The organism is uncultured Actinomyces sp. (assembly GCF_963526355.1).
In the GTDB taxonomy this organism is placed as follows: Bacteria; Actinomycetota; Actinomycetes; order Actinomycetales; family Actinomycetaceae; genus Actinomyces.
The window spans coordinates 66,677-93,353 of record NZ_CAUROW010000001.1; the positions used below are offsets into that span (position 1 = coordinate 66,677).

24 protein-coding genes are annotated in these 26,677 nt (G+C 65.8%); 19 read left to right on the top strand and 5 right to left on the bottom strand.

Annotated features, from left to right (window positions below; all coding sequences use genetic code 11):
* Positions 1–15 precede the first annotated feature (15 nt).
* The 7 genes from aroC to RWR81_RS00325 all read left to right on the top strand — a co-directional run bounded on the left by aroC (position 16) and on the right by RWR81_RS00325 (position 6,606).
* A complete protein-coding gene (gene aroC, locus RWR81_RS00295) occupies positions 16–1,236 on the top strand; it encodes a chorismate synthase (RefSeq protein ID WP_314452735.1) in 1,221 nt (406 codons plus the stop codon).
* 73 nt (positions 1,237–1,309) lie between these two features.
* A complete protein-coding gene (aroB, locus tag RWR81_RS00300; RefSeq protein ID WP_314452738.1) occupies positions 1,310–3,199 on the top strand; it encodes a 3-dehydroquinate synthase in 1,890 nt (629 codons plus the stop codon).
* A complete protein-coding gene (locus tag RWR81_RS00305; RefSeq protein WP_314452741.1) occupies positions 3,196–3,762 on the top strand; it encodes a shikimate kinase in 567 nt (188 codons plus the stop codon). The genes aroB and RWR81_RS00305 overlap by 4 nt, the downstream gene beginning before the upstream one ends.
* Before the next feature lie 90 nt (positions 3,763–3,852).
* Complete coding sequence (gene efp, locus RWR81_RS00310; protein ID WP_314452744.1) at positions 3,853–4,416, top strand: elongation factor P; 564 nt, start codon at positions 3,853–3,855, stop codon at positions 4,414–4,416.
* Positions 4,416–4,907: a transcription antitermination factor NusB gene (nusB, locus tag RWR81_RS00315; RefSeq protein ID WP_314452747.1), complete on the top strand. Its 492-nt coding sequence runs from the start codon at positions 4,416–4,418 to the stop codon at positions 4,905–4,907. Before efp ends, nusB begins: the two co-directional genes overlap by 1 nt.
* A gap of 36 nt (positions 4,908–4,943) precedes the next feature.
* A complete protein-coding gene (locus RWR81_RS00320; protein WP_314452750.1) occupies positions 4,944–5,744 on the top strand; it encodes a hypothetical protein in 801 nt (266 codons plus the stop codon).
* A gap of 292 nt (positions 5,745–6,036) precedes the next feature.
* Positions 6,037–6,606: a hypothetical protein gene (locus RWR81_RS00325; RefSeq protein WP_314452754.1), complete on the top strand. Its 570-nt coding sequence runs from the start codon at positions 6,037–6,039 to the stop codon at positions 6,604–6,606.
* A gap of 118 nt (positions 6,607–6,724) precedes the next feature.
* Here the strand turns inward: RWR81_RS00325 and RWR81_RS00330 are convergent, their stop codons facing one another.
* Positions 6,725–7,075 carry a hypothetical protein gene (locus RWR81_RS00330; protein WP_314452757.1) on the bottom strand — a complete coding sequence of 117 codons (351 nt, stop codon included), beginning with the start codon at positions 7,073–7,075 and terminating at the stop codon, positions 6,725–6,727.
* A 6-nt stretch (positions 7,076–7,081) separates the two neighbouring features.
* Positions 7,082–7,222, bottom strand: a complete 141-nt coding sequence (locus RWR81_RS00335; protein WP_314452760.1) for a hypothetical protein — start codon at positions 7,220–7,222, stop codon at positions 7,082–7,084.
* 395 nt (positions 7,223–7,617) lie between these two features.
* Between RWR81_RS00335 and pyrR the strand changes: the two genes are divergently transcribed.
* The 12 genes from pyrR (at position 7,618) to RWR81_RS00395 (ending at position 22,346) form a co-directional block, all read left to right on the top strand.
* Positions 7,618–8,280: a bifunctional pyr operon transcriptional regulator/uracil phosphoribosyltransferase PyrR gene (gene pyrR / locus RWR81_RS00340; protein ID WP_314452763.1), complete on the top strand. Its 663-nt coding sequence runs from the start codon at positions 7,618–7,620 to the stop codon at positions 8,278–8,280.
* The gene (locus tag RWR81_RS00345) at positions 8,277–9,266 is read left to right on the top strand and encodes an aspartate carbamoyltransferase catalytic subunit (protein ID WP_314452766.1); all 990 of its coding nucleotides are present in this window, start codon (positions 8,277–8,279) and stop codon (positions 9,264–9,266) included. The genes pyrR and RWR81_RS00345 overlap by 4 nt, the downstream gene beginning before the upstream one ends.
* Positions 9,263–10,585, top strand: coding sequence for a dihydroorotase (locus tag RWR81_RS00350; protein WP_314452768.1), 1,323 nt, complete (start codon positions 9,263–9,265; stop codon positions 10,583–10,585). The genes RWR81_RS00345 and RWR81_RS00350 overlap by 4 nt, the downstream gene beginning before the upstream one ends.
* Entirely contained in the window at positions 10,578–11,801 is a 1,224-nt protein-coding gene (carA, locus tag RWR81_RS00355) for a glutamine-hydrolyzing carbamoyl-phosphate synthase small subunit (protein ID WP_314452770.1), read from the top strand. The genes RWR81_RS00350 and carA overlap by 8 nt, the downstream gene beginning before the upstream one ends.
* 1 nt (position 11,802) lies before the next feature.
* The gene (gene carB / locus RWR81_RS00360) at positions 11,803–15,153 is read left to right on the top strand and encodes a carbamoyl-phosphate synthase large subunit (protein ID WP_314452773.1); all 3,351 of its coding nucleotides are present in this window, start codon (positions 11,803–11,805) and stop codon (positions 15,151–15,153) included.
* Positions 15,150–16,034, top strand: a complete 885-nt coding sequence (gene pyrF / locus RWR81_RS00365; RefSeq protein WP_314452775.1) for an orotidine-5'-phosphate decarboxylase — start codon at positions 15,150–15,152, stop codon at positions 16,032–16,034. The genes carB and pyrF overlap by 4 nt, the downstream gene beginning before the upstream one ends.
* Positions 16,035–16,179: 145 nt before the next feature.
* On the top strand, positions 16,180–16,491 hold the full coding sequence (gene mihF / locus RWR81_RS00370) for an integration host factor, actinobacterial type (RefSeq protein WP_314452778.1): 312 nt from the start codon (positions 16,180–16,182) through the stop codon (positions 16,489–16,491).
* A 57-nt stretch (positions 16,492–16,548) separates the two neighbouring features.
* On the top strand, positions 16,549–17,142 hold the full coding sequence (gene gmk / locus RWR81_RS00375) for a guanylate kinase (protein WP_314452779.1): 594 nt from the start codon (positions 16,549–16,551) through the stop codon (positions 17,140–17,142).
* Positions 17,143–17,187: 45 nt separating this feature from the next.
* A complete protein-coding gene (rpoZ, locus tag RWR81_RS00380; RefSeq protein ID WP_314452781.1) occupies positions 17,188–17,586 on the top strand; it encodes a DNA-directed RNA polymerase subunit omega in 399 nt (132 codons plus the stop codon).
* A gap of 11 nt (positions 17,587–17,597) precedes the next feature.
* Entirely contained in the window at positions 17,598–18,908 is a 1,311-nt protein-coding gene (gene coaBC, locus RWR81_RS00385; RefSeq protein ID WP_314452784.1) for a bifunctional phosphopantothenoylcysteine decarboxylase/phosphopantothenate--cysteine ligase CoaBC, read from the top strand.
* Between the two features lie 68 nt (positions 18,909–18,976).
* Entirely contained in the window at positions 18,977–20,182 is a 1,206-nt protein-coding gene (gene metK, locus RWR81_RS00390; RefSeq protein WP_314452786.1) for a methionine adenosyltransferase, read from the top strand.
* Positions 20,183–20,222: 40 nt separating this feature from the next.
* Complete coding sequence (locus RWR81_RS00395) at positions 20,223–22,346, top strand: primosomal protein N' (protein ID WP_314452789.1); 2,124 nt, start codon at positions 20,223–20,225, stop codon at positions 22,344–22,346.
* Between the two features lie 19 nt (positions 22,347–22,365).
* Here RWR81_RS00395 and RWR81_RS00400 read toward each other — a convergent pair whose 3' ends face one another.
* The 3 genes from RWR81_RS00400 to RWR81_RS00410 form a co-directional block, all read right to left on the bottom strand.
* Complete coding sequence (locus tag RWR81_RS00400) at positions 22,366–23,088, bottom strand: TetR family transcriptional regulator (RefSeq protein ID WP_314452792.1); 723 nt, start codon at positions 23,086–23,088, stop codon at positions 22,366–22,368.
* 108 nt (positions 23,089–23,196) lie between these two features.
* Positions 23,197–24,570 carry an MFS transporter gene (locus RWR81_RS00405; RefSeq protein ID WP_314452795.1) on the bottom strand — a complete coding sequence of 458 codons (1,374 nt, stop codon included), beginning with the start codon at positions 24,568–24,570 and terminating at the stop codon, positions 23,197–23,199.
* A gap of 917 nt (positions 24,571–25,487) precedes the next feature.
* Entirely contained in the window at positions 25,488–26,498 is a 1,011-nt protein-coding gene (locus tag RWR81_RS00410) for a DMT family transporter (RefSeq protein WP_314452798.1), read from the bottom strand.
* Between the last annotated feature and the right edge of the window lie 179 nt (positions 26,499–26,677).

Here is a 26,677-nt window from a genome sequence, read left to right on the forward strand (position 1 = left end):
GAGAGTATCTGTCTCATGCTTCGATGGATGACGGCCGGGGAGTCCCACGGTGAGGCTCTGACGGCGGTGATGGAGGGCGTACCCGCCGGCGTGCGGATCACCAGTGAGGACATCCGGGCAGCGCTGGCCCGCCGGCGTCTGGGGCACGGGCGCGGTGCCCGCCAGGCCTTTGAGCGCGATGAGCTGCGGATCCTGGGCGGGATCCGCCACGGCAGTACCATCGGCAGTCCCGTCGTGCTGCAGATCGGCAATTCCGAGTGGCCCAAGTGGTCCACCGTCATGAATGCCGACCCTGTGAATCCTGGTGACCTTCTCATTGACGCCGGCACCGGTGATGAGCGCGAGATAGCCCGCAACCGTCCCCTGACCCGTCCCCGTCCCGGGCACGCGGACCTGCCCGGCATGCTCAAGTACGACCTGGCCGATGCCCGCCCGATCCTGGAGAGGGCCTCGGCCCGTGAGACCGCCGCCCGGGTGTCACTGGGGGCGCTGGCCGAGGCGCTCCTGGTGCAGGTCGCCGGCATCAGGCTGGTCAGCCATGTTGTGCGCATCGGCTCCGTCGCCCTGCCCGACGACGTTCCTCCGCCGACCGCCCAGGACACCGAGCGCCTCGACGCCGACCCCGTACGCTGCACCGACCCCGCCACCAGTGCCGCCATGATCGCCGAGATCGATGCCACCAGGAAGGACGGGGACACGCTCGGTGGTGTCGTCGAGGTCATCGCCACCGGTGCCCCGGTGGGACTGGGCTCCCACGTCAGTGCCGATCGCCGGCTCGACGCCCGGCTGGCGGCTGCGCTCATGGGTATCCAGGCCGTCAAGGGGGTCGAGATCGGAGACGGCTTCGCCGAGGCGGCTCGGCGCGGTTCGGTCGCCCACGACGAGATCGTCTCGGTTCACGGCGGTGAGCTCACACGTTCCACCAACCGTGCCGGTGGTATCGAGGGCGGTATCTCGAACGGCTCCGAGATTCGGGTGCGTGCCGCCTTCAAACCGATCTCCACGGTGCCTCGGGCGCTGCGCACCGTCGACCTGGCCACGGGCGAGGCGGCCACCGGGCTGCACCAGCGCTCCGACGTGTGCGCCGTCGTTCCCGGTGCGGTCATCGCCCAGGCCATGACGGCCCTGGTCCTGGCCGATCTTCTCCTGGACAAGACCGGTGGTGACTCGGTTACCGAGGCCAGGCGCAACCTTCATGCCTACCTGGCCCGCATAGCCCATCGGACACACTGGTGAACCGAGTGGTAAATCCGTCGGTGAACGCGATACTGGTACCGATGGCCAGCTCAACGGTGAGGGAGACACGATCATGACCTGGAAGCGCGTTCCAACCATTGCTCTGCGTGACGACCAGTTGCCCCTGGTACTGGTGGGGCTTCCCGGCGCCGGCAAGACCACCCAGGCTCGGCTCCTGGCTCAGGCCCTGGGTGTTCAGGTGACTGACACTGACGCCGAGATCCGCCGTCGCGCCCGGATGACGATCCCCGAGATCTTCGCCTCCGAGGGGGAGGAAGGTTTTCGTGAGCGCGAGCACCGCGCCATGCGGGCCGTCCTGGACTCCCCGGCGGCTGCCCAAGGCGTCATCGCTCTGGGAGGGGGAGCGGTCCTGTTGCCTGAGAACCGTGAGCTGCTGCGCGGTCACACCGTCATCCACCTGTCCGCCTCCCCGAGTACGGCAGCCAAGCACGTGGGAGATGGGACTGGCAGGCCCCTCATGACCCCGGACGCCGACTCCGATCAGACTCGGGCCGCCCGGCAGAACACCGAGAACCGTGGCGAGCACAACGGTGACGACGATGGTGTCCTGAGGAGGATGGAGGTCCTCGACGCGCAGCGTTCGCCGTTGTACTCCGAGGTATCCACTCTCACGGTACCCGTCGACGGACTGAGCCCTCAGCAGGTCGCCGCCCTCATCCTCGTCGCCCTGGGGGTCCAGACTCCCCAAGCGGTCAGTGTTCTGGCACCCATGTCGGCGAAGAACAACAGAACAGTGTCCCCCGCATCCCCGGCTGCCGCGGTCGGGGCCGGAGCCGCGCCTCAGCGCAGCCGTCTGCGCCCAAAGCCTGCAGCTGAGAGCGATGGCGAGGCTCTGCGACGAGTGAGCATCACCGGCGCCCGTCCCTATGACATCCTTATTGGCCACGGGCTCCTGGCCGACCTGGTACACGTCGTCCGTGACGCTCCGGGGGCGGGAGCAGGAGGTGTCGCCATCATCCATGCCAAGGTGCTCTCCGACCGAGCCGCCGGAGTCGAGGAGCAGCTGAGCTGCCAGGGGCTGCGTGTCCTGCGGATCGAGGTGCCTGACGGTGAGGCGGCCAAGAGGGCGCGCGTCCTGGAGCACCTGTGGGAGCGGCTGGGCTCCTTCCGACTGGGGCGCGACGGCCTTGTCATCGGCTTGGGCGGCGGGGCGACCACGGATCTGGCCGGTTTCGCCGCAGCCACCTGGCTGCGCGGAGTCCCCGTGGTGCAGGTGCCCACGACTCTGCTGGCCATGGTGGACGCTGCCGTCGGTGGCAAGACCGGGATCGACACGCCCGCCGGCAAGAACCTGGTCGGCGCCTTCCACCCGCCTGCCGCCGTCATTGCCGACCTGGAGACGTTGTCCACCCTGCCGGCCGCCGAGCTGCGGGCAGGGCTCGGCGAGGTCGTTAAGTGCGGGCTCATCGCCGACCCCGTCATTCTCGACCGTGTCCTGGCCGAGCCGGCCGACTGTTTGGCCTGGGACTCGCCGGCCCTGACGGATCTGGTCACCCGGTCAGTTGCGGTCAAGGCCGCCGTTGTGGGGGAGGACCTCACCGAGGCGGGACTGCGGGAGATCCTCAACTACGGGCACACTTACGCTCACGCCATCGAGAAGGTCTCCGGCTATTCCTGGCGCCACGGTGAGGCTGTCGCCGTCGGGTGCGTCTTCGCCGCCGAGGTCGCCCATCGCAACGGACGTCTGAGCAGCGACGCGCTGGCCCTTCACCGACAGAGCCTCGAGGCGGTCGGACTACCCACGTCCTTCCCGGAGGGCCGCGGTCGATGGGAGGACCTCAAGGCGGCGATGATGAGCGACAAGAAGGTGCGCGGCGGCCAGCTGCGTCTCGTCCTGCTCGACGACGTCGCCAGGCCCGTACGGGTGCAGGCACCCGGCGAGGACGTTCTCTTCAGGGCCCACGAAGCCGTTACCGACTCCACTGGAGGGCACTCGGCGTGAGCCCCGATGAGTCTCGATCCATCGTTCTCATCGGTCCGCCGGGAGCCGGCTGTTCCAGCGTAGGGTCCGCCATCGGCGCCACCGAGGGCCTACCAGTGCTCGACCTGGCTCGTAGTGTCGCCGATAGCCTGGGAACCAGTCCCGATCTGGCGCTCGTGGTCGTACCGGAGGTCGAGTACCGCCGGGCCGAGGCCGATATGGCGCTCCGGCTCCTGGACCGTGCGGCGGCCGAGGGTGCCGTCGTCGCCTTGGGCTCGGGCTGCTTGAGCGATTCTCGGCTGTGTGAACGCCTGGAGGGCGTGCGGCTCCGCGCCACTCATTCGCTCCGGGTGGTGGCTCTCATCTGTGCCACGCGCGTGCTCGCCACCCGCAACGGTCTCGATGCGCCCCGATCGGTGGGTTTGGGGAACGTTCACCACCAGTTCGTCCAGATGCTTCAAGCGCGTCAGGAACGGTGCCAGGAGCTGGCCGATCTCGTCCTCGACACCACCGCCACCACACCGGAAGAGGCCGGCGAGGAGGTCGTCCAGGCGCTGGCGCAGGTTTCTCCCTTTCACTCGTGACAGGCGTGACACACCCCTCGCAGGGAGAGCGCGTTACGTCGCGGTAGGATCAGCGCGTCCTAGACGCAACGCAACAGTGAGGAAACCCTCGTGGCAACGACGAACGACCTGAAGAACGGTATGGTGCTCAATCTCGAGGGCCAGCTGTGGCAGGTAGTGGAGTTCCAGCACGTCAAGCCCGGCAAGGGCCCCGCCTTCGTGCGCACCAAGATCAAGAACGTCCTGTCCGGCAAGACCGTCGACAAGACCTTCAACGCCGGCCTCAAGGTCGAGACAGCGACCGTTGACCGGCGCGACATGCAGTACCTCTATAAGGACGGCGACGACTACGTGTTCATGGATGTCAAGTCCTACGAGCAGACCTACGTCCCCTCGGCCACCGTCGGGGACGCCGCCACCTTCATGCTGGAGAACCAGGATGTCATCGTGGCCTTCCACGAGGAGGCTGTCCTGTTCGTCGAGCTGCCGGCCTCCGTGGTCCTGACGATCTCCCACACCGAACCGGGCCTTCAGGGGGATCGCTCCAGCGCCGGTACCAAGCCCGCCACTGTTGAGACCGGCGCTGAGATCCAGGTCCCGCTGTTCCTCAACACCGGGGACAAGGTGAAGGTCGACACCCGCTCCGGCTCATACATCTCCCGCGTCACCGACTGATGGCTGAGCGTCCCGAGGGGGGCCCGCACCACTCGAGCCCCGCATCGCGTCACCCGGTCACTGCCCGCACCAAGGCGCGTCGTCGTGCGATCGAGATCCTCTTCGAGGCCGACCAGCGCGGGATGCTGACCTCCGGCGACGCCGAGGAGCTGCATTCCTTCGCTCAGCTGCGAGCCGTCAGCTCGGCCAACCACACCGAGGCCCCCGCCTACACCCGGGAGATCCTCAACGGTGTGTGCGACCACCTGGACGACGTCGATGAGACGATCCAGACTTACGCCCAGGGCTGGACGCTGGGGCGTATGCCGGCCGTCGACCGGGCCATCGCCCGGGTCGCCACCTGGGAGATCGTCTACAACGACGACGTCGACGCGCCTGTTGCGGTGGACGAGGCCATGACGCTCAGCCGGATGCTCTCCACCGACGAGTCGCCCAGGTACTTGGGGGGACTGTTGGGGCGTATCGGAGATCTTGCGGATACGCTGCGCTGAGTCCCTGATCGCGCAGTTCTGATGGTGGAGCATTCTGTGAATCAGTTACCCCCTCAGTCTCCTGATGACTACCCCTACCTCAGTAACGCCGCCCGGGCGCCCGCGGGCGGCGCTCACTGTTCGAAGACGTTCTCGCCATCGGACTCCGGGCTGGTGCAGCCCGGCCCGTCCGTTTCCGGTTTGAGTGCGGGCATGAACCACCCCGGCGCGGGTCATCCGCTCGCCGGTTATCCGTGGGGTGCCCCCGAGCCTTTTCCATATTCGCAAGCCTCCTACCCTCAGGTGATGATGCTCCCGCCGCCGAGGGCCTTCTGGGATGGCCTTGAATCGGCCATGAGGCGGAAACGCACCACGAACCGTCGGCTGGCGATTGCCGGTGGGATTGTTGGGGTGCTCACCTCGGTTGCTCAGCTGGTCTTCTATGTCATCCTCTTGCTGGACATGGCAGGATACGATATTAATACAAGTGGGCAGTTGTTCCTCATCACCTTCTTCGGTGTCGTTGCTGGTTGGCAGGGCAGCTTCGTGCTGGCTCTTGTGGCCCTCGTGCTGGCGTCTTCTCGGCAACCGCAGATTCAACCCCATGGCTGGCCCGAGGCCAAGCGGTCGACATCAGTGCTCCTGGCAGCCAGCAGCATACTGGGAACTCCAATCGGCATGTTCTTTATCATGGTGCTCGGTGGTGTACTTCTAACTCTGTCTGGTAGGGATATTTCCGGTTATACGAGTTTGATGCTCTGGGGCTGTACGGTGATGTCCGGCGTCATACTGCTCGCGTACGTTATTCTTCTGAGGAAGATGTGCGTGCTCGACGTGACCACCGGGGCCAGCGCCTGAGGCATGGGTTGTACTCCCTATATGGCGAGTTGTGCCCGTTCGGCGTCCGTGATCTAGTCTGACCCCAGTTCGTCTGCCGATGCCGGAGCATTCTGTGAGTCAGTTGCCGCCTCAGTCTCCCAATGACTACCCCTACCTCAGTGCAGTCCTTGCCTCCGCCGGCCCCGGTGCGGGACATGCGCACCCCGGTGCACCGATCCAGCCGCCTGCTGCCGGGGTAGGGGTAGGAGGCCACCCGTGGGGTGCCCCCGAGTCTTTTCCGTACTCTCAGGCCGCTCCCTACCCTCAGGTGATGATGCTCCCGCCGCCGGGGGCCTTCTGGGGCAGCCCTGAATTGGCCATGAGGCGGAAACGCACCACGAACCGTCGGGTGGCGATTGCCGGCGGGGTCCTCGGACTGGTCACGTCGGTTGCTCAGTTGGCCTACCTGGTCATTGTCCTCCTGAACGGAACGTACTTTGAGCTCGAGGTCGGGCTGGCGGTAGTCATCGCCTTCGTTGGCCCGCTCGGCATCGGAGCCGGTTGGTCGATCAGCTTCATCCCGGCCCTCATCGCCTGCTTGCAGGCGCGTTCCCGGAACCCGCAGACCCAGCCCGATGGCTGGCCCGAGGCCAAGGGGGTGACGGCAGTGCTCCTGGCCTCCAGCATCGCTCTGGGAGTTCCCGTAGCGAGCCTGGTCGTTGCCGTGTACCTGAGTGGGGGGAGTGGCCTCGGCTCAGATTTCTGGAAGTTTATGTTCGGAGGCTCCATGGTGGGGGCCGGCATCGTAGCGGTTGCGTATGTCATTCTTCTGATAAAAATCTGCACGCTCGACGTGACCGCCAGGACCGGTGTCGTTGCCTCTGCAGGCGGAGCATACTGAGTGCCCGTTCCTGCCGCGCAGCCGGTGTCACGGTGCAGGTCGATGACGCCAGCCCCTCAATCCTGCGCAGCCTGCTCATCTGTGCCTGACCGAGTGAGTCCAAGGGGACGGGAGATGGCTACTGGCCCATCGCACGGACAATGATGTAGTCGATGTCCATGTGGGCCTGAGTGAAGCCATCGTGGTTCAGTCGTCCCTTGTGAATCCTGCCGGTGTGGGTGGTCAGGCAGATGTGGTACGTCGCATCCGCGCCGAAGCACGCGTCGAACGCCCTCTCCATCCCGTGGGTGCGCCACTTGGTGGGATCGGGGCGTGGTGGGACCGCCAGGCCCCTGCCCTTGCCTCCTGTCTGACTGAAGTGGACGGTCGACTCGGCGATGCCCGTGTCCATGCCCCCGCCATAGGTCTCGACGACGTCGGTCTCACCATCGTTCCTGCCGCCGTCGGCCCGCAACAGATCCCGGCTCACAGGCCCTCATCCGACTGGGAAACGGGCTCTGGTTTCCAGTGAGCCGCGGGCGAAGGAGAAGAGGCCCTCGGTGGTGATGAAGGCCTGGCCGATGTAGCGGATGGTCTCCTCCTTATCGAAGCGGTTCTGAAAACCCTTCAGGGGCATGTCGCGTCTGTGTCAGTAGAGGTGTCCCGTTCCGCCGCCGACACTGTGGGTGTCGTGAGTGAAGACTCCCCAGTCGTAACCCGCGCAGAACTCCGGCTCTGAATGGATCCGGCACTCGCTTCTCAAGCTCTCGACGTGTTGTGACGATCCTGCCCCGAACGCTCCGCGGCGCCATGACGTTGTACCAGGACTATGACATTTTCACGGAGACTCCGTGGATGCTGAACACACCTATCAAGGTCGTGTTCGGGGCACTGATCCGCCTCGTTCCGAAGTGACCTTCATCTCGGCAGAACCGTGTCGTCCCGCCGCACGGATGCCGCCGGGGCGACGTAAACTTACGGGCGACCGACATCCTTTAAGTCCGTCCAGAGAGGCGGGGAAGGAGGCCTGCAATGGCCAAACGTTTGTCAGGCGCTTCCGGCGCACCATCCCAGGGCAAGGAGATCCTCGGTCCTCCTGACATAGCCCGATCCCTGTTCCGTATCGCGCACGAGATCCTGGAGCGCAACCACGGGGCCCCGGACGTCGTCGTCCTGGGAATCCCCAGCGGCGGAGTCCCGCTTGCTCACAGGCTTGTCGAGGCGCTCGACGTCGCCTTGACGGAGGGGAGGAGGCGGACCGAGCAGTCACCGGCAACTGCAGCCGGGATCCCGGTCGGCACCCTGGACATCACCATGTACCGCGATGATCTAGGACGCCATCCCATCCGCGTCCCCCGCCCCACCGAGATCCCCCAGGGTGGCATTGACGGCAAGATCGTCATCCTCGTCGACGACGTCCTCTACTCGGGACGCACGATCCGGGCCGCTCTCGACGCCCTGGGCGCCATCGGCCGTCCCCGGAGCGTCCAACTGGCCACCCTCGTGGACCGGGGCCACCGGGAACTGCCCATCCGGGCGGACTACGTGGGCAAGAACCTGCCGACCTCTCGGACCGAGAGGGTCGTGGTCTCCCTGACCGAGCTCGGCGCACCTGCCGACGCCGTCACCATCGTCCCCACAGATACGCCTGCGGAGTCCTCGAGCGGGCGTCCCGACCAGGAGGCCATCCGATGAAGCACCTGCTCTCCGCCAAAGACCTGACCCACGACGAGGCGGTCATGGTTCTGGACACCGCTGAGGCCATGGCCGCCACCCAGAGCCGCGCGGTCAAGAAGCTGCCCACCCTTCGCGGCAAGACAGTGGTCAACCTCTTCTTCGAGGACTCCACCCGTACCCGCCTGTCCTTCGAGGCGGCTGCCAAACGCCTGAGTGCCGACGTCATCAACTTCTCCGCCAAGGGCTCCTCGCTGTCCAAGGGGGAGTCCCTCAAGGACACCGCCCAGACGATCATGGCCATGGGGGCGGACGCAGTCGTCGTGCGTCACTCGGCCTGCGGAGCCGCCCACCTGCTGGCCCACGCCGGCTGGATCAACGTGCCCGTCCTCAACGCGGGTGACGGCACCCACCAGCACCCGACCCAGGCTCTCCTTGATGCCATGACCCTGCGCCGCTGGTACGTCCCCGGCGCACCCGCCACCGCGGACGGGACCCCGGCCCCACAGGGGCGCGACCTGGAGGGGGCCCGCGTCATCATCGTCGGAGACGTCCTGCATTCTCGAGTGGCCCGATCCAATGTCGACCTCATGACGGCGCTCGGTGCCCAGGTGACCCTGGTGGCGCCCCCGACGCTGCTGCCCGTCGGCATGGGCAATTGGCCCTGCGAGGTCTCCTACAACCTCGATGAGGCGATCGAGACGGTCCAGCCCGACGCCGTCATGATGCTGCGCGTCCAGCGCGAGCGCATGAGTGCCGCCGGTGGAGGCTTCTTCCCGAGTCCCGCCGAGTACTCCAGCGTCTACGGCCTCAACTCCGCCCGGCGCCGGGCCATGCCGGAGCACGCCATCGTCATGCACCCCGGTCCCATGAACCGCGGCCTCGAGATCACCGCCGAGGCTGCCGACGACCCCCGCTCACGCATCATCGAGCAGGTCGGCAACGGCGTCTCCGTGCGTATGGCCGCCCTCTACCTCCTCCTCGCTGACGAAGGGAACCAGCTGTGACCTCCCACCTCCTGACCGGTGTCCGCCCCTACGGCGAGGACCCCACCGACATCCTCATCACCGACTCCACCATCACCGACATCGGTCCTGACGCCGCGGCGAAGGCCCCGGCCGACGCTCAGCGCCACGACCTGAGCGGGCTCATCGCCCTGCCCGGACTCGTCGACATCCACACCCACCTGCGTGAACCCGGCGGGGAATCCGCCGAGACCGTCTACACCGGTACCCGAGCCGCGGCCGTCGGCGGTTACACCGCCGTCTTCGCGATGGCCAACACCACCCCCGTCCAAGACACCGCCGGCGTCGTCGAGCAGGTCCTGCGACTGGGGCGGGAGGCCGGCTGGGTGGACGTCCACCCGGTCGGCGCCGTCTCCGCCGGCCTGGCCGGTGAGCACCTGTCCGACATGGGGGCGATGGCCACCTCCGCCGCCCGGGTGCGCGTCTTCTCCGACGACGGCAAGTGTGTCTCCGACCCCGTCCTCATGCGCAGGGCGCTGGAGTACGTCAAGTCCTTCGACGGCGTCATCGCCCAGCACGCTCAGGATCCTCGCCTCACCGAGGGCTCCCAGATGCATGAGGGGGGCGTCTCCGCCGAGCTGGGGCTGCGTGGCTGGCCCGCGGTCGCCGAGGAGTCGATCATCGCCCGTGATGTCCTGCTGGCCGAGCACGTCGGCTCGCGCCTGCACGTGTGCCACCTGTCCACCGCCGGCAGCGTCGAGATCATCCGTTGGGCGAAGTCCCGTGGCATCAACGTCACTGCCGAGGTCACACCGCACCACCTCCTGCTGACCGATGAGATGGCCCGCACCTACTCGCCCCTGTACAAGGTCAACCCTCCGCTGCGCACGGCCGAGGACGTCGAGGCCGTCCGCCAGGCCCTGGCCGACGGCACCATCGACGTGGTCGGCACCGACCACGCTCCCCACCCGCTGGAGGACAAGGACTGCGAGTGGCAGGCCGGGGCCTTCGGCATGACGGGCCTGGAGACTGCTTTGAGCGTCCTGATCGAGACGATGGTGAGCACCGGTCGCATGACCTGGCGGGACATCGCCCGAGTCATGTCCTCGGCCCCGGCCCGCATCGGCCGCCTGAGCGACCAGGGGTGCGAGCTCGAGGTCGGCGCTCCGGCCAACATCACGGTGGTCGACCCCGAGGTCCGCCGCACCGTCGACGGCTCCGCACAGTGGACCAGCTCCGCCAACACCCCCTACGCGGGCATGGAGCTGCCGGGACAGGTCATGGCCACCTTCCTCCGCGGTCGTCCCACCGTCCTGGACGGGGCTCCTGTCGAGCCTCAAGCCGGCCCGGTCCATGCCTGAGTCGACCCACCGCCCGGCCGCCCTCCTCGTCCTGGAGGACGGCTGGGCCCTGCGGGGCCGCAGCTATGGGGCTCCAGGACGCGCCATCGGGGAGATCGTCTTCTCCACCGGGATGACCGGGTATCAGGAGACACTGACCGACCCCTCCTACCACCGCCAGATCGTGGTGCAGACGGCACCACACATCGGTAACACCGGGGTCAACGACGAGGACGCCGAGTCCGACCGTATCTGGGTGGCCGGCTACGTCGTGCGCGAACCGGCCCGACGGGCCTCCAGCTGGCGCTCCCGCCGGGAGCTGGAGGACGACCTGCGGGCCTCCGGCATCGTCGGGATATGCAAGGTCGATACCCGGGCGCTGACCCGCCACCTACGCGAGGCGGGCGCGATGCGCGGCGGCATCTTCTCCGGGGACGCCCTGCCTGCCGGAGGCACCGACCCCGGTGGCCCCAGCCAGGCCTGTATCGACATCTGCCTGGAGACGGTGCGCAGCGAGCCACCCATGAGCGGTCGCGCCCTGGCCGCCGAGGTGACCACTCCCTCCGGCTACGTCGTCGAGCCCACCGGACCGGCCGAGGGGCGGGAGCCGGTCGCGGTCCTGGTCGCCATCGATCTGGGCATCAAGTCGCGTACCCCGTGGCAGCTTGCCGAGCGCGGTGTACGCGTACACGTCCTGCCCCAGTCCACCACCCTCTCCGAGATCCTTGCTCTCAGGCCTGATGGTGTCCTGTTCTCCAACGGCCCCGGAGACCCCGGGACCGCGGACGTCGAGATCGAGCTCCTGCGCGGTGTGCTCGACGCGCGTATCCCCTTCTTCGGCATCTGCCTGGGCAACCAGCTCCTGGGGCGGGCCCTGGGGTACGGCACGTACAAGCTCACCTACGGGCACCGCGGCGTCAACCAACCTGTCCTGGACCGCACCACCGGGAAGGTGGAGATCACGGCCCACAACCACGGATTCGCCGTCGACGCGCCCGTTGGCGAGCCCTCCGTGGCCCCCTTCGACAACGGTCGCTACGGCCGGGTGGAGGTCTCCCACCTAGGGCTCAACGACGGCGTCGTCGAGGGACTGCGGGCTCTCGACCTACCGGCCTTCTCCGTGCAGTACCACCCCGAGGCCGCTGCCGGCCCCCACGACGCCGAGCACCTCTTCGACCGATTCATCCGCCTCATGCGGGAGCACCGCCAGGGCCAGCACCGCGAGGACAAGAACTGACATGCCTGCTCGCCCTGACATCACCTCCGTCCTGGTCATCGGATCGGGCCCCATCGTCATCGGGCAGGCCTGCGAGTTCGACTACTCCGGCACTCAGGCCTGCCGAGTCCTGCGCAGCGAGGGAATTCGCGTCGTCCTGGTCAACTCCAACCCGGCCACGATCATGACCGACCCGGACGTCGCCGATGCCACCTATATCGAGCCGATCACCCCCGAGGTCCTGACCACCATCATCGCCAAGGAGCGCCCTGATGCCCTCCTGCCCACCCTGGGCGGGCAGACGGCCCTCAACGCCGCCATGAACTTGGTCGAGCGGGGTGTGCTCGAGGAGTATGACGTCGAGCTTATCGGCGCCTCCGCCGCGGCCATCAACGCCGGGGAGGACCGCGACGAGTTCAAGGACGTCGTCGAGCGCTGTGGCGCCGAGGTCGCCCGTAGCGTCATCGCCCACAGCATGGACGAGTGCCGCCACGGAGTGGATGTGCTGGGCGGTTATCCCGTCGTCGTGCGCCCCTCCTTCACGATGGGCGGTCTGGGCAGTGGTGTCGCCTTCAATGACGCCGATCTGCGCCGCATCGCCGGCGCCGGTCTGGCCGCCTCACGCACCACCGAGGTCCTCCTGGAGGAGTCGATCCTGGGCTGGAAGGAGTACGAGCTCGAGCTCATGCGCGACGCCGCCGACAACGTGGTGGTCGTGTGTTCCATCGAGAACGTCGACCCCGTGGGCGTGCACACCGGTGACTCCGTCACGGTCGCCCCGGCCCTGACCCTGACTGATCGTGAGCTCCAGCGGCTGCGGGACATCGGCATCGCCGTCATCCGCGAGGTCGGGGTCGACACCGGCGGCTGCAACATCCAGTTCGCAGTCGACCCTGCCACCGGCAGGATCATTGTCATTGAGATGAATCCGCGCGTCTCGCGGTCCTCCGCCCTGGCATCCAAGGCCACCGGCTTCCCGATCGCCAAGATCGCCGCTCGCCTCGCCGTGGGCTACACACTCGACGAGATCCCCAACGACATCACCGCCTCCACGCCGGCCTCCTTCGAACCGACCCTGGACTACGTGGTCGTCAAGGTTCCGCGCTTCGCCTTCGAGAAGTTCAGGGGCGCCGATCCCCGGCTCACCACCACCATGAAGTCTGTGGGAGAGGCCATGGCCATCGGCCGTTCCTACACCGAGGCGCTTCAGAAGGCCATGCGCTCCCTGGACAAGAAAGGCACCATCTTCCACTGGGACGGACCTGCTCCCACCGCGCAGCAGACCTCCGAGCTGCTGGAGTCCATCGCCACCCCCAGTGAGCACCGGTTGGTCGACCTCCAGCAGGCAGTGCGCGGAGGCGCCACGATCTCTCAGCTCCACGAGGCCACACGCATCGACCCCTGGTTCCTGGACCAGATGCTGCTCCTCCAAGAGGTGGCTCAGGAGGTCGAGGACGCCGAGGCCCTCACCCCCGAGGTCCTGGCCCTGGCCAAGCGCCACGGCTTCTCCGACGTCCAGGTCGCCGCTCTGCGAGGCGTCAGCGAGGACACGGTGCGCGAGGTTCGTCACGCCTTCGGGCTGCGCCCCGTCTACAAGACCGTGGACACCTGCGCAGCCGAGTTCGCCTCACGCACCCCCTACCTCTACTCCAGCTACGACCTGGAGACCGAGGTCGCGCCCCGCGAGCGCGAGGCCGTCATCATCCTGGGCTCGGGCCCCAACCGCATCGGGCAGGGCATCGAGTTCGACTACTCCTGCGTCCACGCCGCCATGGCGCTGTCCGAGCGCTACGAGACCGTCATGGTCAACTGCAACCCGGAAACCGTATCCACCGACTACGACGTCTCCGACCGGCTCTACTTCGAGCCTCTGACCTTCGAGGACGTCATCGAGGTCTACGAGGCCGAGCGCGCGGCAGGTCCGGTGGCCGGCGTCATCGTCCAGCTCGGCGGGCAGACGCCGCTGTCCCTGGCCTCCAGGCTGTCCGAGGCCGGGGTGCCGATCCTGGGCACAAACCCCGAGGCCATCGACGATGCCGAGGACCGCGAGGCCTTCGGCATCGTCCTCCAGCGCGCCGGGCTGCCCGCACCGGCGCACGGCACCGCGGTGAGCGATGAGCAGGCCCGCTCGGTCGCCCAGGACATCGGCTACCCGGTCCTGGTGCGCCCGAGCTATGTGCTCGGTGGGCGAGGTATGGAGATCGTCTACGACGTCGGCGGCCTGGACGACTATCTCCAGCGCGCCGGCCGCGAGCCCGGCGGTGTCTACGGGACCGGGCCGCTGCTCATCGACCGGTTCCTCGATGACGCCATCGAGATCGACGTTGACGCCCTTTACGACGGAAGCGAGCTGTTCCTCGGCGGGGTCATGGAGCACATCGAGGAGGCGGGGATCCACTCCGGCGACTCGGCCTGCGTCATGCCACCCATAACCCTGTCCGACACGGAGATCGCGCGCATCCGGCGCTCCACTGAGGCGATCGCCGTCGGGGTGGGGGTGCGCGGGCTCCTCAACATCCAGTTCGCCCTGGTCTCCGACGTCCTCTACGTCATTGAGGCCAACCCGAGGGCCTCACGTACGGTCCCTTTCGTCTCGAAGGCCTCCGGTGTGCAGCTCGCCAAGGCGGCGGCCCTCATCATGACAGGGGAGACGATCGCCTCGCTCAGGTCCTCCGGCCACCTGCCCGAGGCCGACGCCGCCATCACCGATCCCAATGACCCGATCGCCGTCAAGGAGGCGGTCCTACCCTTCAAACGTTTCCGCACCGCCGAGGGGCGTGTCGTCGACACGATCCTGGGACCGGAGATGCGCTCCACCGGTGAGGTCATGGGCTACGACGTGGACTTCCCCCGCGCCTTCGCCAAGTCCCAGGCCGGCGCCTACGGCGGCCTGCCAGGAGAGGGCACGCTGTTCGTCTCCGTGGCGGACCGGGACAAGCGCGCCATCATCCTGCCGGTGGCTCGATTGGCCGAGCTCGGTTTCACCGTCCTGGCCACCACCGGGACCGCACAGGTGCTGCGCCGTAACGGGATTGATGCCATGGCCGTGCGCAAGATCAGCCAGGGCGTCGGCGCCCACGGTGAGCAGACGATCGCCGGGCTGATCGAGTCCGGAGCCGTCGACATGGTCGTCAACACCCCCAAGGGCCAGGGAGCCCGCGCCGACGGGTACTCCATCCGCGCGGCCACCACCGGCGCCGACCGCCCCATCATCACTACAGTCCAACAGCTCCAGGCGGCGGTCCAGGCCCTCGAGGCCCAGCTGCGCGGCCCCTTCCGGGTTCGCAGCCTCCAGGAGCACATCGCCGTCCGCCGATCCCGGCGAGGCTCAGTGCCCGAGCCCCACCACATTGCCGACAAGGAGACTCGATGACCCCCACCGTCCCCTATCAGCACAGTCACTCCCGCCGCTCCTTTGGCGCGCGCCTGGCCGATGCCATGGAGGACCACGGACCTCTGTGCGTGGGGATCGACCCCCACCCGAGCCTGCTCGAGACCTGGGGTCTGGCGGACTCCGCCGCGGGCCTACGGGACTTCGCCCTGCGAACGGTCGACGCGGTGGGTGGGCGCGTCGCCGCCGTCAAACCGCAGTCCGCCTTCTTCGAGCGCCACGGCAGCGCCGGCATCGCGGTCCTGGAGGAGACCCTGGCGGCCCTACGGGACGTCGGTACCCTGTCGGTTCTCGACGTCAAGCGCGGCGACATCGGTTCCACCATGACCGGCTACGCCCAGGCCTACCTGTCCGATGGTGCACCTTTGTGCGCCGACTCCATCACGGTCTCTCCCTACCTGGGATACGGTTCCTTGGCTCCCGCACTGGAACTAGCGGAGTCCAGTGGGCGAGGCGTGTTCGTCCTGGCCCTGACCTCCAACCCTGAGGGGGCCGCTGTCCAGCACGCCGTCAGTGGTGAGCGGGCCGTGGCGGCAGGTGTTGTGGAGGGCGCCACCGCATCCAACGCCATCGCCAGTGGTGCCGGTGAGCTCGGCAGTATCGGGCTCGTGATCGGTGCAACCGTCGGCGAGGCCGTCTCCCGTCTGGGAATCGATCTGCTGCGTGCCAACGGTCCTTTACTGGCCCCTGGCATCGGTGCACAGGGAGCGGGACCGGGTGAGTTGGAGTCCGTCTTCGGACCGGCCCGACGTCACGTCCTGGCCTCCACCTCACGTGGGGTTCTCAAAGCCGGCCCCTCCATCGAGGCGCTGCGGGCAACCGCGCTGAAGGCGACTCATGAGGCGGCCACGGCTCTACGTTGAGACGGATACGCCATGGTACGAGCATGTGTGCGGTAACACGAAGTCGGTGCTGTGATGCCGGCCCTCTGCGAATGCGAGTGAACCCAACCCGACTTATGCTTGTGGTGCGGGTCACTGGCATTGGAATTACGGGGAGGAGACCGCCATGACGCTTCCTACACTGACACCCGAGCAACGAACCGAGGCGCTGGAGAAGGCTGCTGCTGCGCGCTCGCAGCGCGCTCGCATCAAGGCCGAGCTCAAGAGCGGAGAGCTCAAGCTCTCTGAGTTCTTCGCGGCTTCGGAAACCGACGAGGTCCTGGGCAAGATGAAGGTCCGGGCCCTGCTCGTCTCCCTCCCGCGAGTGGGGAGTACGACGGCCGACGCCATCCTCGCAGACGTGCGTATCGCCGAGTCCCGGCGGGTGCGCGGCCTGGGGGCGAATCAACGGGCGGCACTGGTGGAGCGCTTCGGCTGAGACGTCAGATGAGATACCGGGTCGTGCTGACAGCGCCCGGTGGGTCATCATGTGGTCATGACCGACGCCGCCTCCACTGACTCATCCGCCTCTGCTTTCGCTCGCCTCACCGTTCTGGCAGGACCGACGGCGGTGGGCAAGGGCACCGTTGTTGCCGAGCTGCGCAGGCGTTATCCCGACCTCTTCGTCTCGATCTCCGCCACCACCCGCAAGCCCCGTCCCGGCGAGGTTGACGGCGTGCACTACCACTTCGTCAGCGCCGAGGAATTCGATACTCTCGTTGCGAATGACCAGATGCTGGAGTGGGCCCTCGTCCACGGCGTGCACCGTTATGGCACCCCCCGCGGTCCCGTCCAGAAACAGCTCGATGCCGGACGTCCCGCGCTCCTTGAGATCGACCTGGCCGGTGCTCGTCAGGTTCGTCGGGCCATGCCGCTGGCCCGGCTCGTCTTCCTCGCACCGCCGAGTTGGGACGAGCTCGTCAGCAGGCTCGCAGGTCGTGGCACCGAGGACCCCGAGGAGCAGGGAAGGCGCCTGGCCACGGCCCGAACCGAGATGGAGGCGGCAGACGAGTTCGACCACGTCGTCATCAATGACACCGTGGCGAGCGCCACCGCCCAGCTCGAGAGACTTATGGGGCTCGACGGTTAGAATAACCCGGCGCCGCACTGTCAAGAATGAACCGGAGGCACCCACATGCTCGGAACCTCTCCCCAGCCCGAGGGCATCACCAACCCGCCGATCGACGACCTTCTGGAGAAGGTCGACTCCAAGTACGGGCTTGTGGTGGAGGCCGCTAAGCGCGCCCGCCAGATCAACACCTACACCCAACAGCTCGAGGACAATCAGTTCGAGTTCTTCGGTCCGCTGGTCGACTCCGAGGTCGGTGAGAAGTCGCTCGGTATCGCGTTGCGAGAGATCGCCGAGGACAAGCTCGAGGTCGTTCCCGGGGACGTGGCCCGTGCCCGCCGCGCCGAGGCCGAGGAGGCCCGCCGCGCCGCTGAGGCTGACATGTTCAGCGACATCTCACTGGACACTCCTGTCCACCCTGAAGAGGGCGAGACGCCCACCAGCCTCGACGACATCCAGTTCTGAGCCGCGCTCGCATGGACGAGCAGTGTGCCGTTGCAAGTCGGCGTGCCACGACGGTCTCCTGGAGGTCGCGTCGTGTGGTCGTCGGTGTGGCCGGGTCGATAGCCGTTTACAAGGCGCCCTTCGTCATTCGGCTGCTGCGCCAGGCGGGGCACGAGGTCAAGGTGGTGGCCACCGAGTCGGCGCTGCGGTTCATCGGAGCGCCCACCTTGGCGGCGATCAGCGGCCACAGCGTGTCCACCGGTGTCTTCGACGACCCGGCGGCAGTGGAGCACGTGGCTGTGGCCGAATGGGCTGAGCTCGTCCTGGTTGCCCCGGCAACGGCGGATCTGCTGGCACGGGTACGTGTCGGTAGGGCAGACGACCTGTTGACCGCGACCATCCTGGCCAGTCAGGCCCCCGTTGTCCTGGCACCGGCCATGCACACCCAGATGTGGTTCAACCCCGCCACCCAGGACAACGTCGCCGTGCTGCGCAGGCGTGGCCTGACCGTGCTCGAGCCCGACTCCGGCCGCTTGACCGGCAAGGACTCCGGAGTGGGGCGCATGCCTGAGCCCGGGCAAATCGTCTCGCGTGCTCTGACGACCCTGCGACAGAGCGGCAAGGATGAGGGCGTCGGGCGCCTTAAGGGGCGGCATATCGTTATCTCCGCCGGCGGCACGCGTGAGCCCATCGACCCGGTGCGATACCTCGGCAATCGCTCCTCCGGGCGTCAGGGGTGCGCGCTGGCGGCCTCCGCCGCTGAGCAGGGTGCTCGTGTCACCCTGGTGCAGGCGCACGTTGCCTCCGATCTACTCGATGTCCTGCCACCGGGCGTTGCCGTCGTCGCTGCGGGAACCGCGCATGACATGCTCCACGCGGTGCGCGAGGCCGCTCGCGACGCCGACGCCGTCATCATGGCCGCAGCTGTTGCCGACTACCGGCCGCTCACCATGGCGACTACGAAGATCAAGAAGCAGACGCAGACCGCCTCGGATCGCCGGAATGGGCCCGCGATGTCCATCGAGCTCACCACCAACCCGGACATTCTCGCCGGTCTGGTGGCGGATCCGCCTCGATCCGGTCAGATCGTCGTCGGATTCGCCGCCGAGACTGGGGACGACGACGGGGACGTGCTCTTCCACGGTGCGGTCAAGGCCCGCAGGAAGGGGGCGCACCTCCTGGTGGTCAATGCGGTGGGGGAGACCCTCGGTTTCGGAGACGTTCCCAACTCGGTCGTGATCCTGGACGCCCAGGGTTCGGAGGTGGCTCGCGGGCAGGGCAGCAAGACGGAGATCGCCCGTCTTCTCATCGACCTGACTGCAGACCTGATGATTGGCCCCTGAAAGCCCGCGAGGAACTTTCGTGGGTAATGCCACGGTGGATGGATGCTGGTGGTGACTACTATGGACAGGTGAGTTCATCCTTGCGTCTGTTCACTTCTGAGTCGGTCACCGAAGGGCACCCGGACAAGGTTTGCGACCGCGTTTCGGACGCGATCCTCGATGCCATTCTTGACCAGGACCCCTCCGCGCGCGTCGCGGTTGAGACGATGGTGACGACAGGCCTGGTGCACGTGGCCGGAGAGGTGACCACGGAGAGGGCCTACGTCGAGATTCCGGAGATCGTGCGTCAGGAGATCGCCGCCATCGGCTACACCTCCTCGGAGGTCTGCTTTGACGCCCGCTCCTGCGGGGTCTCAGTGTCGATCGGCCAGCAGTCCCCGGACATCGCTGCCGGCGTGGATAAATCCCTTCAGGCACGCCAGGACTCCGGAGATATCGATCCCCTCGATCTGCAGGGTGCCGGTGATCAGGGACTCATGTTCGGCTACGCTTGCGATGACACCACCGCCCTCATGCCGCTGCCCATCCATCTGGCGCACCGCCTGGCGGAGCGGCTGGCAATGGTGCGTAGGCAGGGGATCATCCCGGGGCTGCGGCCCGACGGCAAGACCCAGGTGACGATCGGCTATGACGGCCAGCGGCCTGTGAGTCTGGAGAACCTGGTCATCTCCACCCAGCACGATGAGAACCGCACCCGCGCCTGGCTCACCGACGCCCTCCAGTCGGAGGTCATCGCCCCGGTACTGGCGGCTGAGGCCGAGGCCGGAACCGAGCTCGCCACCGCCGGGGCCGAGGTCCTTGTCAACCCGTCGGGACAGTTCGTCATTGGTGGTCCTGCAGGGGACGCCGGACTGACGGGTCGCAAGATCATTGTGGACACCTACGGCGGTATGGCCCGGCACGGCGGGGGCGCCTTCTCCGGTAAGGACCCCTCGAAGGTGGATCGTTCGGCCAGCTACGCGATGCGCTGGGTCGCCAAGAACGTCGTTGCCGCGGGTCTGGCGAGGCGCTGTGAGATCCAGGTGGCCTACGCCATCGGATCGGCCCACCCGGTGGGCGTCTATGTGGAGACCTTCGGGACGGCTGCCGTTTCCGAGGAAAGCATCATGGCGGCCGTCAACAAAGTCTTTGATCTGCGTCCCGCGGCCATTGTGCGCGACCTCGATCTGCTACGTCCCATCTATCGTGCCACCAGCGCCTACGGGCACTTCGGGCGTCCCGGTTTCACCTGGGAGGTCCCTGACCGCGCTGAGGCGCTGCGCCAGGCCGTCTGAGCCTCGCTATTCGTTCGGGAACGACCATTTTAGAGGCTGTATGGCTACCGGGCATGACGGCGCTCCCACCCTCGGCAAGCCGAATGGATCTGCTGGCCGGTCCGGAGTGGGCCGGCAGGGTGAGTTGCTGAGCCTGCCCGAGCCCGGTGAACGCACGGTGACGGTGGCCGGTGTCACCGATCCTGTCGCCAGGGTCCTCCTGGACTCTCCAGTGCCTCATCTGGACCGCACCTTCGACTACTCGGTCCCTGTGGGGATGGCGCAACAGGCCCTGCCCGGCACCCGCGTGGTGGTCCGTTTCGGTGAGCAGGAGATGCGGGGATGGATCTGGGAACGGGCGGCCACGACGACGCACCTGGGACGGCTCTCACCCCTGCGCCGCGTGGTCTCCGACCTCCCGGTCCTTCCGGAGAGATCTCGCCGACTCATCGAGGACATCGCCGACCGCAGTGCGGGGACGCGCTCCGACGTCATCCGTCTCGCCCTCCCTGCCAGGCATGCCACAACCGAGGAGAGTGAGCGGGATAAGGCCCCGCGTGATCTCTCCGTCTGGGCCCCTCCTCCCAACGGGTGCGGATGGCAGCACTATGACGGGGGCGAAGAGTTTCTGGCGCGACTGGCTGACGGTGATGCTCCGCGGGCGGCCTGGTGCGCCTTGCCGGCTCGGCCACGCCGGGGTGGAGACGGTGACTTAGGTTCCGTGGTCTCGTCGTGGCAGGAATGCCTGGCCCGTGCGGTGCAAGCCTGTCTGGCGGGCTCCCGGGGGGCGGTCATCGTCGTGGCGACCACTGAGCAGGCTGAGGACCTTGCCGCCCGACTCCGGCGGGAGCTGGCGGGTGAGCCGGTCGTGGTCCTCTCGGCCGAGCACGGCCCGGCTCGCCGTTACCGGGCCTTTCTGTCTCTGCTGCTTGGCCACGCCCGCGTGGTGGTGGGGACCCGCGCGGCGGCCTTCGCCCCGGTGCGCCGGCTGGGCCTGGCGGCCATCTGGGATGATGGCGACAACCGGCTAGCTGAGCTCCACGCCCCGTACACCCATGCGCGCACAGTGCTTGATCGGCGCTCCAGCCTTGAGGGGGCGGGCTTGCTCATTGGTGGTTTCTCCCGCACTGTGGAGGCCCAGTCACTGGTTGAGCAGGGACGGTGCGGAGACCTGGCAGCACCGCGGCACGTGGTGCGCAGCGTGGTGCCCCGTCCTGAGGTTCCGGGTCCGGCTGAACTGGACCGGGAGGGCGCCTCCGGGGCGGCTCGGATCCCGTCGCTGGCGCACCGAGCGCTGAGGCACGCCCTGCGGGACGGGCCGGTTCTCGTTCAGGTGCCGCGTTCCGGCTACGCGCCGCTGGTGGCCTGTGCCCGTTGCCGTAGTGCCGCACGCTGCCCTTCATGCGGGGGCCCGGTGTCGATGGACCGTCAGGGGCGTACGGCCTGCCGGTGGTGCGCCCGAACAGTGGGGTGGTGGACCTGTCAACAGTGCGATGGACACCTCCTGCGGATGGTGACAGTCGGCTCCACACGTACGGGGGAGGAACTGGGACGGGCCTTCCCCGGTGTTCCAGTGGTGGTCTCAGGTGCGCGTGAGGATCATGGTGTGGTGAGTGAGGTTGACGGTTCACCACGTCTCGTGGTGGCCACTCCGGGGGCCGAGCCCGTGGCAGAAGGCGGGTACCGGGCGCTGCTGCTACTCGACGGAGGTGCCCTGTCCTCGCGCCCGGACCTGGGGGCGACCGGTGAGGCTCTGCGCCAGTGGACGAATGCAGCGGTGCTGGCAGCGCCTTCGGCGCGCGTGATCCTTCTGGGAAGTCCAGATCCGACCACGGCTCAGGCGCTGGTGAGGTGGGACCAGACGGGTTTCGCTCGCAGAGAGCTGGCAGAGCGGTCGGAGCTGCATTTACCGCCGGCTTGGACAGCGGCACGCCTGGATGGCCCGGAAAAAGCGGTAGAAGCCCTGGTGATTCAGGCTGATGCTGATGGTTTCGAAGTCCTGGGACCGGTGGCGCCGCCACTGGTCAAGGGACAGGTGACTCCTGGCGTGGCCAGAGCGCTGGTGCGTGCCCCGCTGTCGCAAGACGAGAAACTGGCCGGCATGCTCGCGTTGAAACTGCGGGACCGTTCGGCAAAGCGCGAGGAGCCTGTACGCATCGTGATGGGTCCCACCCGCCTATGGTGAGGCAGTCGATCAGGCGTGACTAATGCGCACTGCTGGTTGCCCGCGCCACCAACGGGGCTTCGGAGCGGGAGGTCGTCGAGGAACTCGGTACTTGGAAAGCCGGCAAGCCATGGGCCAGACTGATGAGGTCGGTCAACAGTCCCGCGGCGGTGGACTTGACGTTCCATCCTTCACTGAGCGCGGTGACGGCGGCTCCGTCAACGACGGCGATCACCATCTCCGGGTCCAACGGACTGTCAAGCTGACGAAGCACTCGGCGCAGAGCGGCGTTGAGCCGTTGACGACCCTGCCGGTAGGCCTGTTTGACCGGGGCGGCCTGGCTGGCCGAGATGAGCTGGAGGTAGTGACCGAAGTAGCCGCCATGGGCCGGCAGGGTCGCTTGCAGAATGAACCGCACCCGCTGGGACAGGTCTGGAACCCCTCTGAAAGCCTCGACTCGGTCAGCCACACGTTCGGCACGGGAGGCCCACAGTCCGATGTTCACCAGACCTGCCTGATGGAGAAGATCCTCCAGTCCATCGAAGTAATATGTGGTCGCCGACAGAGAGCACCCGGCACGTTTGGCAACGTTGCGGTGACTGACCGTCGACGGACCGGACTCACGGATGATGGCTGCAGCGGCGTCGATGATGGCTTGGCGGCGGTCCTCGCCTCGGGGGGTGACCCGTGATTCTGATCGGGAACGTGCGGGGGTGACAGCGTCATCACTTGCAACGCTTGCGTCTGCGTCGGTATCAGCCATGGTCAACATCCTAGGACTTACTACCGGAATCTGTCCGTAACAAGACGGTGATAATCACCTCGAATGGAGATATGTGATACGCAACTCACCATTCGATCATTGTCGTTTTCATTCCTTCTCTGTCGCCGACGAGCAGGAATTCTGAGCCTCAGTCAGTTCAGATCCGTGAATGATGCGAGATCTGAAAATGGCGAACATGGCGATCAGTGAGATGACGGTCAGGTAGACAGCCGGCGCTAACGGGGAACCAGTGACCTCGATAAGCCAGGTGACAATGAACGGCGTTGTTCCGCCAAGAAGCGCGTTGGCCCCATTGAAGGACAGAGCGAAGCCTGAGTAACGCACGTTGGTCGGGAAGGACTCAGCCAGGAAGGTGGCCAGAGTTCCATCATTAGCCGTCAACGCTATAGCGAAGACGATCTGACACAGGATGACCGCTGCAAGCAAGCCCGCCGCCTTTGTCATCACGACGAACAACGGGATGGTGAGCACAATGAATGCGATGCAGGCGGCGATGAGCATCCGACGACGCCCGAACGAGTCCGACAGATGCCCCATAAGGAAGATCGCGGCGATGTACACGACCAGCATCACAGAGGTCGCGAGAGTAGAGGTGTCCTGGGAGAATCCGAGCTCTTTGTGAACATACGTCGGCATGTAGGTGAGGAGCATGTAGAAGGCAACAGCGTTGAGGCAGGAGACTCCGAAGGTGATGAGTGTCTCGTGCAGGTGGTCTCGCAGCAACAGGCGCAGTGGCTCGGACCAGCTGGCGGTCTTCTGCTCCTGCGGCATCTCCGCACGCATCTCCTGGTATGCGGGCGAATCCTCCAGATGCACCCGGATGTAGCGGCCGATGAGTCCCAACGGACCCGCCAGGAGGAAGGGAACGCGCCACCCCCAGGTGTTCATGGCGTCGTCACTCAGGACCGTGAACATCCCAGTGACCATGAGAGAGCCGGCGAGCAGACCACAAGCGGTGGAGGCGGGGACCAGTGACGTGTATATTCCGCGTCGAGACGGAGGGGCGTACTCAGCGAGGAAGGTTCCGGCACCTGCGTACTCGCCTGAGGCGGAGAATCCCTGAATCATTCGCAGCACAAGCAGGCCGATAGCGCTTGCCATACCTATAGCCGAGTATGTAGGAAGAAGCCCGATGAAGAACGTCGACCCGGACATGATAAGAATCGACCAGGACAGTGCCCAACGGCGTCCCCAACGGTCTCCCCAGGCCCCCCATACAACAGCTCCGATCGGGCGTAGAATGAAGGACATCGCAAATACTGCGTATGTTGAGAGCAGCTGCACTGATTTGTTCGCCTCTGGGAAAAAAGCGTCACCAATGATGGTGACCAGGTATCCGTACGAGGCGTAGTCGAACCACTCAATGAAGTTTCCGATGAAACTAGCTTTTGCTGCGCGCCTCAGCGCAAGGGATCGCTCGTAATTATTATGAGAAGCGGTATGCTGACTACTATCACTCATGATGCTCCTTCTGGTATGTGATCCGCGGTGTGCTTCAGGTGTTCTTGGATACTACCATGGATTTCGTTATACTATCGTAAGCCTCGTTGTACAGTCAATGATCAGCATATCTTCAGGCGTGCTGGGAGCAAAATATGTCGCCAACCGTCCAGTGAGCAGGACCATGCATGCGGGCGTTGTTTCCGGACTCAGGTCACCCCACTACTGTCCTCAGAACTCCTTCAAGATGGCCTCCGCCATGCTGGAGCCGGCGATGTCCAGCAAAATCTCACCCTTCATCCTTGATGACGTTCCCAATGGACAAGAGGCAGTAGGGAGGCGGAGTGAACTCTCGTCGAATCGGGGGCGCCTGATTATTCCCCTCGAACAAGAGTTGGTAATTCTTATAGTGTCCGCCGCGGAACACGAGCATTCGATCCAGAATCGATCCGGTATCGGGACATGAAGACGTAAGAACTGCAGAAGAATCCGGATGTAAGTGGAATGGCATTTCCGGGTATGCGCTTCACTTCAAGGATTCTCGATAATGAGCGGCAAATCCGGATGTCGGCGTCCAGGGGACGCGATATCATCGGCTTGACGAACCCCTTGAGTAATATGGTGGCTAAGGCTTCTACGTAGCTGAATGTCGTGTAGATAAAAGGCGATGCATTCGCGAGAGTTGCATTCCGAGTGCCGATGACATAAGGCGTGGGTAGCAAATTAAGAAGTACTCTGACTAAAGAAGTGGAAGGGTGACTTTCCTCAATTCTGAGGTGCTACTTCTTTGTAGCACCAGAGAGTCTTGGCGATCAGTCGCTATCCGTGACTACTGGTTAGCAGAAGTTTCTTCGAATGCTTGGTCCTACGCACTGGATGGTGGTGCCTGCCCACGACTCACGTTTATGAAATCGTGGGCAGGCAGGAACGATTTGTGTTCATGCTTTGGAAGCGCGGGACCTCCGAGTGACGGCGTCCAGAATAATGGGCGCCAGCCCTCCGCCAACAATGAGCACTCCTCCAACCGCCCCGGTGGGAGTGAGAGGCTCCCCCCAGAAGAAAAGGCTGCACAGAATGGCGACCGGACACTCCCAGTAGGAGATCGTCGAGTACTCCACGGCGGGAAGATTACGTCCAGCCACGACCAGGAACCCCAGTGCGAACAAGCCGCACACGACGAAGAGGGCTACTGCCCACATCCAGTTGGTGGAAGTGAAGGAGGAAACGCCGTGCCACGGACGCAGGATGATTGACATCGCAAGTGTAGCGGCCGCCGCCCAGAAAAAGTTCCAAACGCCGCGCACAACCGAGTCAACGTCCTTGCGATAGCCATAGAAGAACATCGCCAGGCCGTAGAAGACTCCCGACAGCAGGCCAAGAAGGTCACCCAGACCCTTGTTCGGGAACTCTGGGGATGATGCCGACAGGTTCAACCCGAATGTTAAGCTTCCGTGATCGAAGCTGACAATACCGATAGTTAACAGCATGCCGACGAACACAAGCGAAAGGAATATTCCAGACAACAGGCCGATCTTTTCCTTGCGGAAGATGCACGCAAGCAGCGTGCAGAACAGGGGGCCTGTGTAGATGAGGAAGACGGCGTTGGAAAGAGACGTCATCAGTGTGGAGGAGATGTAGCAGCCCAGGGACAGGCCGATGCTCACCCCTCCCAGGATCACGGTCGTGCTCAGGCGGGTACGCCGGAACAGTCCGATCTTCTTGGTCAGCAACAGGATGAGGATGAAGCCGAGTAGCCCCACGGTCATGCGTCCGAAGGCCAGGAATGACCCGATGACGGACTTGTCGGCGTCGGCAAGACCTGCGGTCGTACCACGGCTGAAGGTGCCGACGAGCCCCATCCCGGTGGCGGAAAGAAGCATGGCGATGGCGCCGAGCTTCTTGTTCATCACGTACTCTATAGAGGATTCAGTGGACGAAGTCTGTGACATGGCGGTTGTGTCTCCTGAGTTGTCTCCCGGCGCACGAAATGCGGCACAGCACCATTGCTGGCCTTCGGTGCGGCATGGTCGGCCCTCCCCGCTTTCGGAGGAGTCCGACTCGCCGCACTGCAAGAGAGCCGGGAACGATGTGGGGCGGCGGCCCGGTCTATGAGCCGCCGCCCCACACA

Excerpts from the sequence above, each read along its gene's own strand:
- aroC (WP_314452735.1), top strand. The coding sequence starts at position 16 with ATGCTTCGATGGATGACGGCCGGGGAGTCCCACGGTGAGGCTCTGACG.
- aroB (WP_314452738.1), top strand. The coding sequence starts at position 1,310 with ATGACCTGGAAGCGCGTTCCAACCATTGCTCTGCGTGACGACCAGTTG.
- nusB (WP_314452747.1), top strand. The coding sequence starts at position 4,416 with ATGGCTGAGCGTCCCGAGGGGGGCCCGCACCACTCGAGCCCCGCATCG.
- RWR81_RS00325 (WP_314452754.1), top strand. The coding sequence starts at position 6,037 with ATGATGCTCCCGCCGCCGGGGGCCTTCTGGGGCAGCCCTGAATTGGCC.
- RWR81_RS00335 (WP_314452760.1), bottom strand. The coding sequence starts at position 7,222 with ATGCCCCTGAAGGGTTTTCAGAACCGCTTCGATAAGGAGGAGACCATC.
- pyrR (WP_314452763.1), top strand. The coding sequence starts at position 7,618 with ATGGCCAAACGTTTGTCAGGCGCTTCCGGCGCACCATCCCAGGGCAAG.
- RWR81_RS00345 (WP_314452766.1), top strand. The coding sequence starts at position 8,277 with ATGAAGCACCTGCTCTCCGCCAAAGACCTGACCCACGACGAGGCGGTC.
- carA (WP_314452770.1), top strand. The coding sequence starts at position 10,578 with ATGCCTGAGTCGACCCACCGCCCGGCCGCCCTCCTCGTCCTGGAGGAC.
- carB (WP_314452773.1), top strand. The coding sequence starts at position 11,803 with ATGCCTGCTCGCCCTGACATCACCTCCGTCCTGGTCATCGGATCGGGC.
- pyrF (WP_314452775.1), top strand. The coding sequence starts at position 15,150 with ATGACCCCCACCGTCCCCTATCAGCACAGTCACTCCCGCCGCTCCTTT.
- mihF (WP_314452778.1), top strand. The coding sequence starts at position 16,180 with ATGACGCTTCCTACACTGACACCCGAGCAACGAACCGAGGCGCTGGAG.
- gmk (WP_314452779.1), top strand. The coding sequence starts at position 16,549 with ATGACCGACGCCGCCTCCACTGACTCATCCGCCTCTGCTTTCGCTCGC.
- rpoZ (WP_314452781.1), top strand. The coding sequence starts at position 17,188 with ATGCTCGGAACCTCTCCCCAGCCCGAGGGCATCACCAACCCGCCGATC.
- coaBC (WP_314452784.1), top strand. The coding sequence starts at position 17,598 with ATGGACGAGCAGTGTGCCGTTGCAAGTCGGCGTGCCACGACGGTCTCC.
- RWR81_RS00395 (WP_314452789.1), top strand. The coding sequence starts at position 20,223 with ATGGCTACCGGGCATGACGGCGCTCCCACCCTCGGCAAGCCGAATGGA.
- RWR81_RS00400 (WP_314452792.1), bottom strand. The coding sequence starts at position 23,088 with ATGGCTGATACCGACGCAGACGCAAGCGTTGCAAGTGATGACGCTGTC.
- RWR81_RS00405 (WP_314452795.1), bottom strand. The coding sequence starts at position 24,570 with ATGAGTGATAGTAGTCAGCATACCGCTTCTCATAATAATTACGAGCGA.
- RWR81_RS00410 (WP_314452798.1), bottom strand. The coding sequence starts at position 26,498 with ATGTCACAGACTTCGTCCACTGAATCCTCTATAGAGTACGTGATGAAC.